14 protein-coding genes are annotated in these 17590 nt (G+C 66.5%); 13 read left to right on the top strand and 1 reads right to left on the bottom strand.

Features of this window, described 5'->3' with window-relative positions:
• Positions 1–412 (bottom strand): PhnD/SsuA/transferrin family substrate-binding protein (locus A0O30_RS26160; RefSeq protein WP_146256331.1); only part of this gene is annotated, 412 nt, incomplete at its 3' end.
• 345 nt (positions 413–757) lie between these two features.
• Between A0O30_RS26160 and A0O30_RS26155 the strand changes: the two genes are divergently transcribed.
• The 13 genes from A0O30_RS26155 to A0O30_RS26095 all read left to right on the top strand — a co-directional run bounded on the left by A0O30_RS26155 (position 758) and on the right by A0O30_RS26095 (position 17589).
• Positions 758–1648, top strand: coding sequence for a LysR family transcriptional regulator (locus A0O30_RS26155; RefSeq protein ID WP_105948640.1), 891 nt, complete (start codon positions 758–760; stop codon positions 1646–1648).
• A gap of 230 nt (positions 1649–1878) precedes the next feature.
• Entirely contained in the window at positions 1879–3012 is a 1134-nt protein-coding gene (locus A0O30_RS26150; RefSeq protein WP_105948639.1) for an acyl-CoA dehydrogenase family protein, read from the top strand.
• Positions 3009–3953 carry a D-isomer specific 2-hydroxyacid dehydrogenase family protein gene (locus A0O30_RS26145; RefSeq protein ID WP_105948638.1) on the top strand — a complete coding sequence of 315 codons (945 nt, stop codon included), beginning with the start codon at positions 3009–3011 and terminating at the stop codon, positions 3951–3953. Before A0O30_RS26150 ends, A0O30_RS26145 begins: the two co-directional genes overlap by 4 nt.
• A gap of 17 nt (positions 3954–3970) precedes the next feature.
• A complete protein-coding gene (locus A0O30_RS26140) occupies positions 3971–4768 on the top strand; it encodes a class II aldolase/adducin family protein (RefSeq protein ID WP_019098633.1) in 798 nt (265 codons plus the stop codon).
• A gap of 91 nt (positions 4769–4859) precedes the next feature.
• Positions 4860–6479: an ABC transporter substrate-binding protein gene (locus tag A0O30_RS26135; protein ID WP_105948637.1), complete on the top strand. Its 1620-nt coding sequence runs from the start codon at positions 4860–4862 to the stop codon at positions 6477–6479.
• Positions 6476–7426 (top strand): ABC transporter permease, encoded by a 951-nt coding sequence (locus A0O30_RS26130; protein ID WP_105948636.1) that lies wholly within the window; start codon positions 6476–6478, stop codon positions 7424–7426. Before A0O30_RS26135 ends, A0O30_RS26130 begins: the two co-directional genes overlap by 4 nt.
• A 1-nt stretch (position 7427) precedes the next feature.
• The gene (locus A0O30_RS26125) at positions 7428–8324 is read left to right on the top strand and encodes an ABC transporter permease (RefSeq protein WP_105948635.1); all 897 of its coding nucleotides are present in this window, start codon (positions 7428–7430) and stop codon (positions 8322–8324) included.
• Positions 8321–9940 (top strand): ABC transporter ATP-binding protein, encoded by a 1620-nt coding sequence (locus A0O30_RS26120; protein ID WP_105948634.1) that lies wholly within the window; start codon positions 8321–8323, stop codon positions 9938–9940. Before A0O30_RS26125 ends, A0O30_RS26120 begins: the two co-directional genes overlap by 4 nt.
• Positions 9941–10212: 272 nt before the next feature.
• A complete protein-coding gene (locus A0O30_RS26115; protein WP_105948633.1) occupies positions 10213–11547 on the top strand; it encodes an LLM class flavin-dependent oxidoreductase in 1335 nt (444 codons plus the stop codon).
• A 62-nt stretch (positions 11548–11609) separates the two neighbouring features.
• The gene (locus A0O30_RS26110) at positions 11610–12704 is read left to right on the top strand and encodes an LLM class flavin-dependent oxidoreductase (protein WP_105948632.1); all 1095 of its coding nucleotides are present in this window, start codon (positions 11610–11612) and stop codon (positions 12702–12704) included.
• Positions 12705–13067: 363 nt separating this feature from the next.
• Positions 13068–14630: an NAD(P)/FAD-dependent oxidoreductase gene (locus A0O30_RS26105; protein WP_105948631.1), complete on the top strand. Its 1563-nt coding sequence runs from the start codon at positions 13068–13070 to the stop codon at positions 14628–14630.
• A 19-nt stretch (positions 14631–14649) separates the two neighbouring features.
• Positions 14650–15144 carry a RidA family protein gene (locus tag A0O30_RS26100; protein WP_177410315.1) on the top strand — a complete coding sequence of 165 codons (495 nt, stop codon included), beginning with the start codon at positions 14650–14652 and terminating at the stop codon, positions 15142–15144.
• A gap of 33 nt (positions 15145–15177) precedes the next feature.
• Entirely contained in the window at positions 15178–17589 is a 2412-nt protein-coding gene (locus A0O30_RS26095) for a TonB-dependent siderophore receptor (protein WP_105948629.1), read from the top strand.
• The last annotated feature ends 1 nt before the right edge of the window (position 17590 follow it).

Raw genomic sequence — 17590 nt, 5'->3', positions numbered from 1 at the left:
GATGCCCGATCGAGCCGCGCCCGGTGGCAATGCGCTTGCCCTTGAGGTCGGCGGCGCTGCGCAGTTGAGCGTCCGGACGCACCAGCAGCGCGGTGCCATAGGGGTCGGACTTGTCCACCGCGATGGCCTTGACCGGCGCCCCCGAAGCCAGCACGAAGAGCAACGGCGCATCGCCGATGATGCCGGCGTCGATGGCGCCGGCATTGAGCGCCTCGGCCAGCGGTGCGGCGGCGGGAAATTCAGCCCAGTGAATGTCATAGGGCAAATCGCGCAGGGCGTCGGCGGCCTCCAGTTGGGCGCGCATGTTGCCTTTCTGGTCGCCGATACGCAGGGTCAGGCGCTCGCTGGCGGCAGCCTGGCTGGCCAGCAGCACGGCGGCGGCAAGGGTCAGCAACTTCGAACGGATGGACATGGCGCTCCTCGGTGTCGTGGCGGGCGGCGTCTTGCGGCCCGGGAGCTGCGACTGTAGCGAGAAGTGCTTAATTACAAAAATTGATTTTAGGAATAACCTAATATGCAAATTTACAGAATACCTGTAGGCGCGGCTTTAGCCGCGAACACCGGCGTAGCCGGTGCCATACACCGCGTTGTCTGCTTCGCGGCTAAAGCCGCTGCCACAGGGTACGCGGCGCGCTAGCGAAATCAGTTCTCTGCGCGATAGCGCATGGGTGATCTCCTGCAAGAATGTATGGCATTACATAGAACCAAGATTATGCTAATACCTTATTTTTTCCGTTCTCTTGCGTGAGCACCGAACATGAAAATCGATGACATGGACGCCTTCGTGGCGGTCATTCGTTGCCAGTCGACCAACCTCGCCGCCGAGGCCCTGCAACTCACCCAACCGGCCATCACCCGCCGGGTGCAGAACTTCGAGGAAGACCTCGGCGCCACCCTGCTCGACCGCAACACCAAGCCGCTCAAGCCCACGCCCATGGGCCTGCGGGTGTACGAGCAGTGCAAGGCGATCCTGCGCGAGATCGACTCGCTGCGCGAACTGGTGGCCAACGACGGCGCCCCCTCCGGCACCCTGCGCCTGGGCGTGCCGCAGACGCTGGGCGATGTGGTGCTGCTCGACGCCCTGGCGCAGATCCGCGAGGCCTACCCGCAACTGCGCACCCAGGTCAGCAGCGGCTGGGGCAGCAGCCTGATCGCGCGCATGGAGAACGGCGAGCTGGACGCCGCCGCTGCGCTGTTCCCGCCGGGCAAGATCTTCCCCGAGGGCATCGCCAGCCAGTCCATCGCGCGCATGCCGCTCAAGGTGGTGGCCGCCAAGGGCAGTGCCGGCAAACGCAACTACAAGTTGCGCGACTGCTACACCCGTGGCTGGGTGCTCAACCCCGATGGCTGCGGTTTTCGCGCAGGCTTACAGCGGGCGCTGAGCGAACAGGGACTGAGCCTGTCGATCAACCTGGAGACCTTCGGCACCGAGCTGCAACTGGGGCTGGTGGCCAACGGGCAAGGCCTGGGGCTGGTGCCCGAGCCCCTGCTGATGGCCAGCCGGCACCGCGATGCGCTGGAGGTGCTGAATGTGAGCGACTTCAAGCCGCAGGTGGATCTGTGGCTGTTCCATCCGCGTTACCTAGGGAATTTGCAGGGGCCGGTGGAGCTGTTTGGTGAGGTGGCGGGGCATCGGTTGTTGGGTTGAGGGCCTTATCGCAGGCTTCACCAGCGAGTGTCTTCAAGGCCTGCACAATCCTGTGGGAGCTGGAGAAGCCTGCGATACAGGCAACACCCCTCTAAATGCGAAACTCGCATATAAAAATAAAAAATAAATTCTGAAAACTGATAATTAGCATAGAACCAAAAAGACTTTTACAGCCTTCATCCATACGAATACGGTCTTAGCCACACACCGTCATTCAGGGATGAACCCCCATGAGTCACCCTTCCGACAGCGCCCTGGCCGAGCTCACCGAGGCCCTTGCGGCCAACGCCGAGCGCTACGATCGCAGCGCGCAGTTTCCCAAAGACAACTTCGACCTGCTGCAGCGCCACGGCCTGCTGGGCCTCACCGTGCCCCGCGCCCTCGGTGGCGGCGGCGCGGACCTGGCCACCGCGCGCCGGGTGATCGGCGCGGTCGGCAAGGGCGACCCGGCCACCGCGCTGATCCTGGTGATGCAGTACCTGCAACACTTTCGCCTGCAGGATGACACCCGCTGGCCCGCCCACCTGCGCCAGCGCGTGGCCGACGACGCCGTGCGCCACGGTGCCCTGATCAATGCCCTGCGTGTCGAGCCCGAGCTGGGCACCCCGGCCCGTGGCGGGCTGCCGGCCACCGTGGCAAGGCGCACCGCCGAAGGCTGGCGCCTGAGCGGGCGCAAGATCTACTCCACCGGCAGCCACGGCCTGAGCTGGTACCTGGTATGGGGCCGCAGCGATGACAGCGACCCGCTGGTCGGTGGTTTCCTGGTGCACCGCGACACCCCCGGCATCCGCATCATCGACGACTGGGACCACCTGGGCATGCGCGCCACGTGCAGCCACGAAGTGCGTTTCGACGACGTGCTGATCCCCCTCGACCACGCCGTCAGCGTCAGCCCCGCCAGCGCACCGCGCGCCGAACTCGATGGCGAGGGGCTGCTGTGGATGGCCGTGCTGCTGCCAGCGGTGTACGACGGCGTGGCCCGTGCTGCACGGGACTGGCTGGCGCGCTTTCTTACCGAGCGCACGCCGTCCAACCTCGGCGCACCGCTGGCCAGCCTGCCACGCTTCCAGGACGTGCTCGGGCGCATCGACACCCTGCTGTTCGCCAACCAGAGCCTGCTCGATTCAGCCGCTGCCGGGCACATCGCCCCAAGTCATGCCGGGCAGATCAAGCACCTGGTCAGCGCCAACGCCATCCAGGCCGTCGAGCTGGCCATCGAGGCCGCCGGCAACCCGGGCCTTTCGCGGCGCAACCCACTGGAGCGGCATTACCGCGACGTGCTGTGCAGCCGCATCCACACACCCCAGGACGACGTGGTGTTCGGCCAGGTCGGCCGCAACGCATTGACGGAGCTAGTCGCATGAGCCATTCGATCATCGCCAGCCAGCTGGACGCCCAGGCCAACCAGGCCCTGCGCGAACGGCTGGTGGACCACGAAGTGGTGGATATTCCCTTCGGCCAACTGAACATCGATGTGCCCGCCGATGTGTTCATCCTGCGCCCGGTGAACATTCGCGGGCAGCGGGTCGACAGCCCACCGCCGGGCTGGCCCTGGAACCTGAAGTGGGTGCAACTGGTGTCCTCGGGCATCGACTTCTACCCCGACTGGGTGTTCCAGGGCCCGCCGGTCACCAGCGGCAAGGGCGCCAACGCCGAGCACGTGGCCGAGTTCGCCCTGGCCCTGGTGTTCGCCGCCGCCAAGCAACTGCCGGGGCTGTGGGTCAAGGACGCCGACTGGCGCCTGACTCCGCTGGCCCCGGTACGTGGCCGCACCCTGGGCATTCTCGGCTTTGGCAGCATCGGCCAGAGCCTGGCGCGCAAGGCGCAGGCCCTCGGCCTGCGGGTGCTGGCCCTGAGCCGCCCCGGCCAACCCATCGCCAAGATTCCCGGCGTGGAGCGTGCGGCCGATCTGCGTGAACTGTTCGCCGGCAGCGACCACCTGGTGCTGGCCGCCCCGCTGACCCCCGCCACCCGCGGGCTGATCGACCGCCAGGTGCTGGCCCATGCCCGCCCCGGGTTGCACCTGATCAATATCGCCCGGGGCGGCCTGCTCGATCAGGAGGCGCTGCTCGACGCGCTGGACAGCGGCCTGATCGGTCGCGCCAGCCTCGATGTCACCGAGCCCGAGCCGCTGCCGGCGGGCCATGCGCTGTACCACCACCCACGGGTGTTCCTGTCACCGCACACCTCGGCCATTTCCGAGGACGGTTACCCGGCCTTCCTCGACGCCTTCATCGCCAACTTCCACCGCTACCGCGAGCAGGCGCCCCTGGCCAACCTGGTCGATACCGCGCGCGGCTACTGATCACCGGAGAACACACCATGACTTCACTGTCTGCCGTCACCAGCAATACCGCCCAGAGCGTTCGCCAACGGGTCAGCGCCGAGGAATGGGAAGTACGCGTCAAGCTGGCCGCCGCCTACCGCCTGGCCGCGCTGTTTCGCTGGACTGACCATATCTACACGCACTTCTCGGCCCGCGTACCGGGGCCGGAGGAGCATTTCCTGATCAACGCCTTCGGCTTGCTGTTCGATGAAATCACCGCCTCCAACCTGGTCAAGGTGGATGTCGACGGCACGATCATCGACGACCCGCTGGGGCTGGGCATCAACCAGGCCGGCTACGTGATCCACAGCGCCATCCACCGCGCCCGCCCCGACCTCAAGGCGGTACTGCACACCCACACCCGCGATGGCGCGGCGGTGTCGGCCCAGCGCGATGGCCTGCTGCCGATCTCCCAGCACGCCCTGGCCTACTACAGCCGCGTGGTGTACCACGACTACGAAGGCGTGGCGCTGGACCTGGACGAGCAAGAGCGGCTGGTGGCCAACCTGGGCGCGAGCAACATCCTGATTCTGCGCAACCACGGGCTGCTCACGGGCGGGGTCAGCGTGGAGCACGCCTTCCGCGAGCTGCACGGGCTGGAGCGGGCCTGCAACATCCAGGTGGCGGCCCAGGCCGGGGGCAATGATCAGCTGCTACATGCGGCGCCGGCGGCGATCGCCAAGGTGCATGAGCAGTCCAAGCGGTTTTCCGATGGCCAGGGTGAGGGGATCCAGCGGCATTGGGATGCGCTGATTCGCCAGCTGGATCGGGAGGGGCGGGATTACCAGGATTGACTGAAGGCATCTGCTGCCAGTACCGGCCTCTTCGCGGGCTTGCCCGAAAGAGCCGGCACAGGCGAACTCCATCTTGATCAAGGACCACCCCATGCCCCCACTACACCGCCTGCTCGCCCTCAGTTCCCTGGCCCTGGCCTTGTCCGCCTGCTCCCCCGGCGACAACAGCAGCGCCAGCAAGACCCTCAACATCGCCTTCTGGGGCGACAACACCACCCTGGTCAGCGTCGACCCGTTCCAGGTCTACTGGCTGGAACACCGCGTGCTGCTGCGCAACGTCGCCGAGTCGCTCACCGACCAGGACCCGGACACCGGGCGCATCATCCCGTGGCTGGCCAAAAGCTGGGAGATCGGCAGCGATGCGCTGAGCTACACCTTCCACCTGCGCCAGGACGTCACGTTCAGCAACGGCGAGCGCTTCGACGCACATGCCGTGAAGACCGCCTTCGACAGCAACAAGGCCTTCGCCACACAACTCCCCGCCACCTTCGGCGCCACCTACCTGGCCGGTTACGATCACGCCGAAGTGATTGACGACTTTACCGTGCGCCTGGTGCTGTCCAAGCCCAACGCAGGCTTCCTGCAAGCCACCTCGACCACCAACCTGGCGATCCTCGCCCCGGCCTCGTACAAGCTGACCGCCCAGGAGCGCTCGCTGGGCAAGATCATCGGCACCGGCCCGTTCGTGCTCGAACACTACACTCCGGAAGTCGGCGCCAAGCTGGTCAAACGCGCGGACTACGCCTGGGCCTCGGCCAACGTGCGCAACCAGGGCGCCGCCCACCTGGACACCGTCGAGGTGAGCTACATCCCCGAAGAAAGCGTGCGCAACGGCCTGTTCCTGCAAGGCAAGGCCGACATCCTGTGGCCGCGCAACCCGTTCTCGGAGGTCGACCTCAAGCTGTTCCAATCCAAGGGCGCGACCATCCAGAGCCGGTCGCTGCCGGGGCCTGCGCTCAACCTCTACCCCAATACCCGCAACAACCGCCTGCTGGGCGACCGCCAGGTGCGCCTGGCCCTGCAGAAAGCCATCGACCGCACCAGCTATGCGCACACCGTGTACAACGCCGAGTTCCCGGTGGTGAGCGGGGTGTACGACGTGACCACGCCGTACTTCAAGGCCCAGGCCGACAAGCTGGCCTATGACCCCAAGGGCGCCGAGCAACTGCTCGAAGCCGCCGGCTGGCACAAGGGCGAGGACGGCTACCGGCAGAAGAACGGCCAGCGCCTGACCTTGCGCTACAACCTCACCCCCGCCGAAAGCGCAGGCGATGTGCTGGTGCAGGACCAACTGCGCAAAGTCGGCATCGACCTCAAGCTCAATGTACTGACCCGCGCCGAGTGGGTGGCCGGCAACACTTCCGGCAACTACGACCTGACGTCCACCTACATGACCCGCGCCGACCCGATCATCCTGCAGACCATCCTCGACCCGCGCGCGGCCAACAGCGCAACCCTGGCCACCAACAGCTACGAGCCGCACACCCTGCCCAAGGTCCAGGCGCTGTTCGACAGCGGCATCACCGCCACCGCCGACCCGCAGCGCGCCGCCGCCTACGGCCAGTTGCAGGACCTGCTGGTGGACGAGGCCGCAGCGTTCCCGCTATACGAACGGGTCTGGCAGGCCGCCACCGCACCACGGGTCAGGGACTTCCGCTGGACCGCCGAAGGCTTCGCCTTCCTCAGTGACATCCAGGTCGGCCAGCCATGAAGCGCTACCTGATCGGCCGCATCGGCCAGGCGCTGCTGGTGCTGTGGGGCGCGTACACCATCAGCTATTTCATCCTCTACCTGCTGCCGGGCGACACCCTGGCGATCATGCTCAGCGCCTCCGGCATGGAGGCCGACGGCCTGTCGCCCGAAGACCTGGCCAAGGCCCGCGCCTACTACGGGTTGGACAAGGGCCTGTTCGAGCAGTATTTCGACCTGCTCTGGCGCGCCGTGCACGGCGACCTGGGCCAGTCACTTTCGCTGGGCCGGCCGGTCACCGCGCTGCTGGCCGAGCGCCTGCCGCAGACCCTGTCGCTGGCGGGCCTGGCGATCGTGCTGTCGTTGCTGGGTGGCGTGGGCCTTGCCTACCTGACCGCCTACCTGCAATGGCGCCCGCTCAAGACCGCGCTGACCCGCCTGCCGTCGCTGGGCTTTTCGGTGCCAGTGTTCTGGATGGGACTACTGCTGATCCAGGTGTTCGCCTTTGGCCTGGGCTGGTTCCCGGCCACCGGCAGCCAGGGCGTTGCCAGCCTGGTGCTGCCGGCCGTGACCCTGGCCATTCCCAGCGCTGCGGTGTACGCCCAGGTGCTGCAACGGGGCTTCCAGGGCGTGTGGCAGGAGCCGTACATCGCCACCGCCTTCGCCAAGGGCCTGAGCCGGGCGCAGGTGCAGGCGCGGCACGGTTTGCGCAACGCGGCGCTGCCGCTGCTCACGCTGGTCGGCCTGCAGGTGGGCAACACGGTATCCGGTGCGGTGCTGGTGGAGACCATCTTCTCGCGCAACGGCGTCGGCCGCCTGGCCCAGGAAGCCGTGCTGCGCCAGGACATTCCGGTGGTGCTGGCCATCGTCGCGGTGTCGGCGGCAGCCTTCGTGGTGGTGAACCTGATTGTCGATCTGCTGTACCCGTACCTCGACCCACGCATCACCCATACCGCCAAGGTGAGCTGATATGACTTCCGATACTCGCCTCTATCATCCAGTCCCCTCAACGGCTCCACAGCAATGGCAGCGCCGCACGCGCTGGCAACGCCTGCACGAGGCCGTGGCCCCGCTGCTGCACCGCCCCGGTTTCAGCCTGGCCTTGCTGGTAGTGCTGTTCGCTCTGCTGAGCGCGCTGGCTCCACAACTGCTGACCAGCTTCGACCCGTACGCCACCTCCCCCGCCGACAAACTCAGCGCGCCGAGCCTTGTGCACTGGTTCGGCACCGACGAGTTGGGCCGCGACCTGTACACCCGGGTGGTCTACGGCGCACGCTTGAGCGTGCAGGCCGCGCTGCTGGCGGTGGCCATCGCCCTGGCCGGCGGCCTGGGCCTGGGCGTGCTGGCCGGCTTTGCCGGCGGGCGCGTGGACGCCGCGTTGATGCGCCTGATCGACGTGCTGCTGGCCCTGCCCGGTCTGTTGCTGGCCCTGGCGATCGTCACCGCCATCGGCTTCGGCACGGTGCCGGTGGCCATTGCCGTAGGCGTCGGTATCATCCCCGGCTTTGCCCGCACCACCCGCGCCGAGGTGCTGCGCATCAAGACCCTGCCCTATGTCGAGGCCGCGCGCCTGGGCGGCGCCAGCTGGGCGCGCACGCTGCTGCGCCATGTACTGCCCAATGCCTGGGGCCCGGTGGCGGTGCTCGCCACCCTGGACTTCGGCGCGGCCATCCTCGCCACCGCGGGCCTGAGCTTTCTCGGCTTTGGCGCTGCGCCACCGGCGGCCGAATGGGGCACGCTGATCGCCAATGGCCGCCACTTCCTCATCACCGCCCCGTGGGTATCCCTGTTGCCGGGATTGTTCGTGGTGGCCGTGGTGTTCAGCCTCAACCACCTGGCGCGCAGCGTCGAGGAGCATGCCCGATGAGCCAGCCTGCGTTGATCGAGGTCCGCGACCTCAGTGTCAGCTACCACTTCGCCGGGCAGCGTACCGAAGCCGTACGCCAACTGTCGTTCAGCCTGAACCAGGGCGAAACCCTGGCCATCGTCGGCGAGTCCGGCTCGGGCAAGTCGACCCTGGCCAATGCCCTGCTCGGCCTGCTGCCGGGCAATGCGCGGATCGATCAGGGCCAACTGTTGGTCGCCGGGGTGGATGTGGCGCAGGCCAACGAGCAGGCCCGACGCCAACTGCGCGGGCGTACCGTTGGCCTGGTACCGCAAGACCCGATGGTCAGCCTCAACCCCACCCTGCGCATCGGCCGGCAGATCGCCGAAGCCCTGCTGCTGGCCCGCGGCCGGCGTTATCCGGGGCTGGACGCCGATGTGCTGGAGCTGCTGACCCAAGTGGGCCTGGACGACCCGGCCCTGCGCGCCCGCCAATACCCCCACGAGCTGTCTGGCGGCATGCGCCAGCGGGTGCTGATCGCCATCGCCCTGGCCGGCGATCCGCGCCTGATCATCGCCGACGAGCCCACCAGCGCGCTGGATGTGACCGTGCAACGGCGCATCCTCGACCACCTGCAACGGCTGGTGGCCGAGCGCGGCATCTCGCTGCTGATCATCACCCACGACCTGGGGATGGCCTGCGACCGCGCCGACCGCCTGCTGGTGATGAAGCGCGGCGAGTTGGTGGAGCATGCCTCGCCGCGTCAGGTGCTGTGGGGCACGCCACAGCCCTACACCCGCGACCTGCTCGCCGCTGCGCCCGCCTTCGTGCCACGCCAGCGACCGAACACGGCCCAGGGAGAAACGCCGCTGCTGCGTCTGAGCAACGTCGGCAAGCGCTTTGCGCTGCCGGGCAAGGACGCCCACTTCACTGCCCTGCACGACCTGAGCCTGGAGGTCAAAGCAGGCCAGACCCTGGCCATCGTCGGTGAGTCGGGCTCGGGCAAGAGCACCGCGCTGCGCATCGCCCTGGGGCTGGAGACGCCCAGCCAGGGCCGTGTGGAGTTTGCAGGGCAGGACGTCACCCACTACAGCTGGCGCCAGTTCAGGCCACTGCGCCGGCGCATCCAGCTGGTGCAGCAAAACCCCTTCGCCGCGCTCGATCCGCGCTTCACGGTGTTCGACAGCATCGTCGAGCCGCTGGTGGCGTTTGGTGTGCTCAAGGGCCAGGCCCTGGAGCGCAAGGCGCGCGAACTGATCGCCCGGGTGCAGTTGCCAGTGCACTTTCTCGACCGCCTGCCGCGGGAGTTGTCCGGTGGGCAGCGCCAGCGGGTGGCGATCGCCCGGGCCCTGGCGCTGGAGCCGCACGTGTTGCTGCTGGACGAGCCGGTGAGCGCGCTGGATGTGTCGGTGCAGGCGCAGATCCTCGCGCTGCTCGATGAGTTGCAGCGCGAGCTGGGGATCGCCTATGTGCTGGTGTCGCATGATCTGGCGGTGGTGGCCAGCATGGCCGATCAGGTGCTGGTGCTGCAGCGCGGGCAGGTGGTGGAGCAAGGGCCGGCGCTGGAGGTGTTCAGCCGTCCGGCCAGTGCCTATACCCGGGAGTTGATTGCGGCGATCCCGGGGCATTCGCGCAGTGTGTTGCCGGTGGCGGTGTAAAGGCGGATCCCCTGATTTGCTCTGACGGCCCTATCGCAAGCTCCCACAAGGTTCACACCGGATATTACGGGAGCTGGCGAAGCCTATGACAGCATCAGGCGAAAACAAAAAATAATGCATATTAAATAATTCATCAAATAATACTTATGCATAATTAGCTTAGAACCACAAAGCCTTTCACAACCCCCTCTCCCCCACGCTAACGTCCCCTTTACCAGTCCGACCCCACACCCGGCGGAGGCCTCCATCACCTGATTGCAGAAGGACTCCCCATGAGCAAGCGACAAATCAAACTCGGCGCGATGATCCACGGTGTCGGCCACGGCTGGGGCGAATGGCGCCACCCCGAAGCGCTGGCCGATGCCAGTGTGAACTTCGGCTTCTACAAGCAGCAGGCACAACTGGCCGAGGCCGCCAAATTCGACTTCGCCTTCATCGCCGACAGCCTGCACATCCACGCCCGCTCCAGCCCCCACTACCTCAACCGCTTCGAGCCGTTGACCATTCTTTCGGCCCTGGCCGCAGTCACCTCGCACATTGGTCTTGTGGCCACGGTCACGGTCAGCTACACCGAACCGTTCCAGGTCGCGCGCCAGTTCGCCTCGCTGGACCTGATCAGCGGTGGGCGTGCCGGCTGGAACGTGGTCACCTCGTGGTTATCAGGCACTGCCGACAACTTCGGTAAGGCCGAGCACCCGCCGCATGCCGTGCGCTACCGCATCGCCCGCGAGCACGTCGAGGTGGTCAAGGGCCTGTGGGATTCGTGGGAGGATGATGCCTTCACCCGCGACAAACACACCGGCGAGTTTTTTGCCCCGGACAAACTGCACACCCTCGGCCACCAGGGCGAGTTCTTCAAGGTCAAAGGCCCGCTGAACATCCAGCGCTCGCCCCAGGGCCAGCCGCTGATCTTCCAGGCCGGAGTGTCCGAGGACGGACGCAACTTCGCCGCGCAGAACGCCGATGCGATCTTCGTCAGCCCCGAGTCGTTCAGCGACGCCCGCGCCTACTATCAGGACCTCAAACAGCGCGCTGCCAAGCATGGCCGCGACCCTGAGCAACTGTTTATCCTGCCGGGCATCCGCCCCATCGTCGGGCGTGACGAGGAGGAAGTGGAACGCCGCTACCAGCAGGCCGTGGAGCTGGTGAGCATCGAGGATGCCATCGTCGCCCTGGGCCGCCCGTTCAACGACTACGACTTCAGCCAGCACGCGCTGGACGCGCCCTTCCCCGACCTGGGCACCCTGGGCGACAACAGCCACAAAGGCACCGCCGACCAGCTCAAGCAGCTGGCCCGGGACGAACAACTGACCCTGCGCGAACTGGCCCTGCGCTTCTCGCGCCCGCGCCGCGACTTCGTCGGTACCCCCGAGCAAGTGGCCAACGCCCTGCAGGACTGGTTCGAGCACGGCGCCGCCGACGGTTTCATCATCAACCAGCTGCTGCCCGATGGCCTGCAGTACTTCACCGAGCTGGTGGTGCCGCTGTTGCAGGCGCGTGGGCTGGTACGCGGCGAGTACGCAGGCGACACCCTGCGCGCCAACTTCGGGCTCGATGTGCCGGCCAACCGCAATACCTTGCGCCGCGAACAAAGCGCAGTGGCTTGAGACCGCCTGGGCGGCTTCGCAGCCCCAGCCCGCCCATACCCCCAGAAAAGGAATTTTGCTCCATGACTCTCGAATTCATCGGCCTCATCGGCCCCCAGGAAGGCAGCGAATCCCAGGCCCCGCGCGGCCCGCTGGTAGACCTGGAATTCATCAAGGCGTTCTCCCAGGCCCAGGAATACGGCGGTTTCGACAAGGCGCTGCTGGCCGTCAACACCAGCGCGCCAGACTCGATGATCCTGGCCAGCTACGTGGCCGCACTCACCGAGCGCATCGGCCTGCTGGTGGCGCACCGCCCAGGCTTCCAGGCGCCGACCTTCGCCGCCCGCCAGTTCGCCACCCTCGACCAGCTCAGCCGTGGCCGCGCCTCGATCAACGTGATCACCGGCGGCGACAGCGGCGACCTGCAGCGCGACGGTGACTTTCTCGACAAGGACGCCCGCTACGCCCGCACCGACGAGTACCTGGAGGTACTGCGCAACACCTGGACCCAGACCGAACCCTTCGACCACCAGGGTGAACATTACCGGGTGGAAGACAACCTGACCCTGGTCAAACCGGTGGGCAAGCTGCCGATCTACTTCTCCGGCGCCTCCGACGCCGCCGTGGAGGTCGCCGCCAAGCACGCCGACGTGTACATGATGTGGGGCGAGCCGCTGGAGCAGGTGCGCGAGCGGATTGCCAAGGTCCGCAAGGCCGCCGCCCGCTACGGGCGCGAGAAGCACATCCGCTTCAGCCTGTCGCTGCGCCCGATCCTCGGCGCCACCGAGGACGAAGCCTGGGCCCGCGCCGAGCGCATTCTGGCCGATGCCAAGCAGCGTATCGGTATCCGCCAGGGCAACCGCCGCGAGAAGAACTTCGGCAAGAGCAACGTGGGTTCCGAACGGCTGGTGCAGCTGGCCGGCAAGGTGCACGACACCCGGCTGTGGACCGAGATCGCCGCGCTCGGCGGCGGTGCGGGCAACTCCACCTCGCTGGTGGGCACGCCGGATCAGGTGGCCGAGGCTGCGCACGCGTATTACGAGCTGGGGGTGAGTACCTTCTTGTTCCGGGGGTTCGATCAGTTGCGCGATGCGGTGGAGTATGGGCAGGAGTTGATTCCGCGGATCAAGGCGCTGGTTGCGCTGCGGGAAGGTGAGCGTAGCGCGCGTACGGCCTAGATCTTCATAACGGCAACGGCCCCTTCGCGGGGCAAGCCCGCTCCCACGAAAAGCACGACCGTTGTGCATCGCGTGGGAGCGGGCTTGCCCCGCGAAGGGGCCTTTTCGTGTTGCCGCCAAATGAATGAAAAACACACCACAAAATACAAAATACGCATTTAACAAAACAAACATAATTATCAAATTACATAATTAACTTAGAACAAAAAAGCCTTTCACAACCCCCGTAAAGACCATTAAGTTCTGTAAACCGACCCCGACCTGGCGGAGGCAAATGGATTCGTGCCAACCGTCGTCGGGCCTCGCCATGCGTCCGCCTGCCCTGTTGCGCACATCCGAACCCAACTTCTCGGAGACCGCGACATGGGATTGTCCCGTAGAGATCTGATCGCCCGCCTCGCCGCCATCGGCGGCTATTCAGCGGCACTGGGCGCGCTGGGGCAGAACGCCCTGGCCGCCACCTTCGAACCCCTGCAACTGGCCGCCAACGGTGGCAATGGCAAGCGCGTGGTGATTGTCGGCGCCGGTATTTCCGGGCTGGTGTCGGCCTACGAGTTGCGCAAGGCAGGCTTCAACGTGACCGTGCTGGAGGCCCGCGAGCGGGTCGGCGGCCGGGTCTGGACCCTGCGCCAGGGCGACCGCATCGAACACAACGACGGCACCACGCAGCGCGTGGAATTCGACCAGGGCCAGTTCTTCAACGCCGGCGCCGCGCGCCTGCCCAGCCATCACCTGACCATCCTGGGTTACTGCCGCGAACTGGGCGTGGAGTTGCAAGTGCTGGTCAACAGCAGCCGCAATGCCCTGGCCCAACCCGACCTTGCCCGTCCACCGCTGCTGCTGCGCCAGGCGGTCAACGACACCCGTGGGCATTTCAGCGAACTGCTGGCGCGCAGCGTCAGCCGCAACAGCCTGGATGCCGAACTCAACAGTGGCCAGCGCAAGGCGCTGCTGGACTTCCTCAAGGTCTACGGTGACCTCGACAGCCAACAGCAGTACCGCGGCTCGGTGCGCGCCGGCTACACCCGCTTCGCCGGCGCCGGCGACCAGACGCCGATCCAGCGCCAACCCGTGCCGCTCGATCAGTTGCTGGACAGCAACCTGCTACTGCCGCTGGTGTTCGACGAGATCCCCGAGTTTTCCTCGACCATGTTCCAGCCAGTGGGCGGCATGGACCAGATCCCCAAGGCCTTCTACCGCCAGGTCCAGGACAGCGTACGCCTGGGCGCCGAGGTGCTCGGGGTCGAAACCGGCGAAACCGGCGCCAAGGTAGTGTGGCGTGATCGCAAGAGCGGCCAGCAGCACGTCGAACAGGCCGACTACGCCATCGTTACCCTGCCCTTGCCGCTGCTGGCCAAGTTGCCGAACAACTTCGACGCGCCGTTCAAGCAAGCCATCGCCAGCGCCGAAGGCGACAAGGCCAACAAGGTGGCCTGGCAGTCGCCGCGGTTCTGGGAAACGGATTTTCAGATCTACGGCGGCCTCAGCTACATCAACCACGAGGCGCGCACCCTGTGGTACCCCAGTGATCGTCTCAACAGCGCCCAGGGTGTGCTGGTGGCCACCTACAACACCGGTGGCGTGGCCCAGCAGTTCGCCGCCAAGCCATTGGCCGCGCAGATTGCCTCGTCGCGCCAGGCGGTGGAATCGCTGCACCCCGGTCACAGCCAGAAACTCGCCCGGCCGGTGGTGGTGAACTGGTCGAAGATCCCCTTCAGCGAGGCGCCTTGGATCGTCCACGACGAAGTCGCCCAGCCCGGCTACGACCGGCTCAACCAGCCCCAGGGCCGTACCTGGCTCGCCAGTGACGCCTTGGCCCATGGCGGGGTGGGCATCTGGCAGAACAGCGCCGCCGAATCTGCCCGCCGCGTGGTCAGCCTGATCGCCCAACACGCCAGCCAGACCACCCGCGGCGCTGCCGCCTGACCCTGCAGGAATCCTACCCATGCCTCGTCTTCTTCTGCTTGCCGGAGTGCTCATGTCCCTGACCCTGAACGCCCACGCCGACGGCATCAAGCGCGTCGCGCCACCTAGCTCGAACTTCCCCATCTCGCAACTGGTCACGGTGCCGGCCGGCAGCCAGCTGACCTTCATCAGCGGCACCCTGCCGGATGTAGCAGACCCCAAGGCGCCCAAGGGCAGCGTCGCGGCCCTGGGTAATACCGAAACACAGGCCCGTTCGGTGCTGAAAAAACTGCGCGCAGCCTTGCAGAGCCAAGGCCTGGACCTGGGCGACATCGTCCAGTTGCGGGTGTTCCTGGTGGGCGATCCGGCCAATGGCGGCAACCTCGATTTCGCCGGACTGCAAGCGGCCTACACCGGGTTCTTCGCCACCGCCGATCAACCCCGCACCCCGACCCGCACCGCCTTGCAGGTGGTGGCCCTGCCGTTGCCGGGCGCGCTGGTGGAAATCGACGCGATCGCGGCCAAGGCGCCCTGAGCGCGCCATCCCGCCCAACAAGGAACTGCGTGCATGAAGCAAGTCTTTACCTCTGCCTCGTTACTCCCCGTGGCCCTCGCCGCGGGGCTGCAAACTACCCCGACACTGGCCGATGAGCCCAGTGACCAGGCCCTGGGCACGGTGATCGTCACCGGCAACCGTGGCGCCGAGAAGCGCACCGTCACCACAAGCCCCGTGCCGATCGACGTGATCAGCGCCAAGCAATTGCAGGAAACCGGCAAGCCCGGCCTGATGGAAGCCCTGAGCGCCAGCGTGCCCTCGCTCACCCTGCCGGAAAAGACCGGCTGGGACGCCAGCGGCATGGCCCGCGCGCCGAACCTGCGCGGGCTCAACGCCGCCCAGGTGCTGGTGCTGGTCAACGGCAAGCGCCGCCACACCAGCGCCACCCTGAACATCAGCGGCATCAACGCCGGTGCCGCGCCCAGCGACCTGGACCTGATCCCCATCAGCGCCATCGACCATGTCGAGGTGCTGCGCGACGGCGCCGCTGCCCAATACGGCTCGGACGCCATCGCCGGGGTGATCAACGTGATCCTCAAGGCCGACACCAGCGGCACCGCCGTGACCACGGCCGGCCAAGGCTACGACGGCAAGAAACAGACCGTGCAGCAAAGCCTGAACAAGGGTTTCGAGATCGGCCGTGACGGCATCCTGCAGCTGGCGCTGGATGCGCGCAGCCAGAACGACGACAACAAGGCCAGCGCCAACGGCTACAGCCAGGCCGAAGCGCTGGACCGCGCCGGCAAGGTCACCTACGGCGGCTACGGCACGCCGAAGATCAACCTGCTGACCCTGGGCTACAACGCCGAGCTGCCCCTGCAAGACGACCTGACCCTGTATTCGTTCAGCACCTGGTCGTACCGCAAGGCCGAGCAGGGCCAGAATTTCCGTCTGCCGACCATCGCCAACACCATCACCACCGGGCCCAATGGGCGACCGTCGGGCTACACGCCCACCTGGTACATCGAAGAGCACGACTACCAGGCCGCGTTCGGTGCCAAGGGCCTGGCCGGGGAATGGAACTGGGACCTGTCGAGCACCTACGGGCGCAACGAAGCCGCCCAGGGCACCTGGAACAACCAGAACCCGTCGCTGGGCGAGGCCACCCCCAACCACTTCGAGTCCGGCACCTGGGTCAGCTCGCAACTGACCAGCAACCTCGACCTGCACCGCAGCTTCGAGGTGGGGCTGAGCAAGCCGCTGGACTTCTCGTGGGGCCTTGAACAGCGCCGCGACACCTACCAGGTGCAAGCCGGCGACTGGGCCAGTTGGGCCGACGGCGGTTACTGCCCCACCCCAGGCAACTGCGCCGCCTCCGGCGCCCAGGTGACCAACGGCATCTCCCCGGCCGAGGCCACCAGCGCCAGCCGCAACAGCTACGCCGGCTACCTGGATGTGGGCTTCAACCCGTTGCCACAGTGGTACTGGGGCGCGGCTGTGCGCTACGAGCACTACGACCGCGGCATCGGCGCCACCCGCAGCGGCAAGCTCACCACCCGCTACGAGTTCACCCCGGAACTGGCACTGCGGGCTACGGTGAGCAACGGCTTCCGTGCACCATCACTGGCCAACAGCCTGTTCAGCGCGCGCTCCACCACCTACGGGGTGGTCGATGGCGTGTATCAGTCGATCAACTACGGCGTACTGCCGGTGGACTCGGCGGCGGCCAAGGCCTTGGGGGCCGAAGCGCTCAAGCCTGAAAAATCCACCAACTACAGCCTCGGCCTGACCTGGCAACCCACCGACCGCCTGGCCTTCACCGCCGATGCCTACCTGATCAACGTGCGCGACCGCATCACCCTCACCGGCACCCTGCTCGGCCCGGAAGTCACGCAGGCGTTGCTGGACAACGGCATCGACTCGACCTCCGGCGGACAGTACTTCACCAACGGCGCCGACACCCGCACCAAGGGCCTGGACCTGGTGGGCAGCTACGACCAGGATCTAGGCAGCGCCGGCACCGTGAAGTGGACCGCAGCGTTCAACTGGAACGACACCGAGATCCTCGATTACAAGCAAAGCGTGAACATTCTCGGCGCCCCCTACACGCTGATGGACCGCCAGGCCCGCAACCTGCTCACCGAGGTGCAGCCGCACACCAAGCTGATCCTGGGCGGCAACTGGCGGCTGGACCGTTACCGGGTCAACCTGGGGCTGACGCGCTATGGCTCGTGGCGCGAGGTCAACGCCGCCAACGACCGCTCACTGGACCGCGAGTACAAGGCGCGCTGGATCACCGACCTGGATGTGGGCTACCAGCTGACCAAGGACCTGGAGCTGGCGGTGGGTGCGCGCAATCTGTTCGATGTGTACCCCGAGCGCCAGGCGCCGAGCAGCAAGACCATGGTCAAGGGGTATGGGGTGTACTCGCCGTATGGATTTACCGGGGGGTATTACTTTGGGCGGGTGACGTACAACTTCTGAA

Origin of the sequence: Pseudomonas sp. LLC-1 (assembly GCF_002992185.1) — a bacterium.
In the GTDB taxonomy this organism is placed as follows: Bacteria; Pseudomonadota; Gammaproteobacteria; order Pseudomonadales; family Pseudomonadaceae; genus Aquipseudomonas; species Aquipseudomonas monteilii.
This window is presented reverse-complemented; position numbering and strand designations above follow the sequence as displayed.

Bases quoted from the DNA above. Each gene is read 5' to 3' on its own strand.
- A0O30_RS26155 (WP_105948640.1), top strand. From the start codon at position 758: ATGAAAATCGATGACATGGACGCCTTCGTGGCGGTCATTCGTTGCCAG.
- A0O30_RS26150 (WP_105948639.1), top strand. From the start codon at position 1,879: ATGAGTCACCCTTCCGACAGCGCCCTGGCCGAGCTCACCGAGGCCCTT.
- A0O30_RS26145 (WP_105948638.1), top strand. From the start codon at position 3,009: ATGAGCCATTCGATCATCGCCAGCCAGCTGGACGCCCAGGCCAACCAG.
- A0O30_RS26140 (WP_019098633.1), top strand. From the start codon at position 3,971: ATGACTTCACTGTCTGCCGTCACCAGCAATACCGCCCAGAGCGTTCGC.
- A0O30_RS26135 (WP_105948637.1), top strand. From the start codon at position 4,860: ATGCCCCCACTACACCGCCTGCTCGCCCTCAGTTCCCTGGCCCTGGCC.
- A0O30_RS26130 (WP_105948636.1), top strand. From the start codon at position 6,476: ATGAAGCGCTACCTGATCGGCCGCATCGGCCAGGCGCTGCTGGTGCTG.
- A0O30_RS26125 (WP_105948635.1), top strand. From the start codon at position 7,428: ATGACTTCCGATACTCGCCTCTATCATCCAGTCCCCTCAACGGCTCCA.
- A0O30_RS26120 (WP_105948634.1), top strand. From the start codon at position 8,321: ATGAGCCAGCCTGCGTTGATCGAGGTCCGCGACCTCAGTGTCAGCTAC.
- A0O30_RS26115 (WP_105948633.1), top strand. From the start codon at position 10,213: ATGAGCAAGCGACAAATCAAACTCGGCGCGATGATCCACGGTGTCGGC.
- A0O30_RS26110 (WP_105948632.1), top strand. From the start codon at position 11,610: ATGACTCTCGAATTCATCGGCCTCATCGGCCCCCAGGAAGGCAGCGAA.
- A0O30_RS26105 (WP_105948631.1), top strand. From the start codon at position 13,068: ATGGGATTGTCCCGTAGAGATCTGATCGCCCGCCTCGCCGCCATCGGC.
- A0O30_RS26100 (WP_177410315.1), top strand. From the start codon at position 14,650: ATGCCTCGTCTTCTTCTGCTTGCCGGAGTGCTCATGTCCCTGACCCTG.
- A0O30_RS26095 (WP_105948629.1), top strand. From the start codon at position 15,178: ATGAAGCAAGTCTTTACCTCTGCCTCGTTACTCCCCGTGGCCCTCGCC.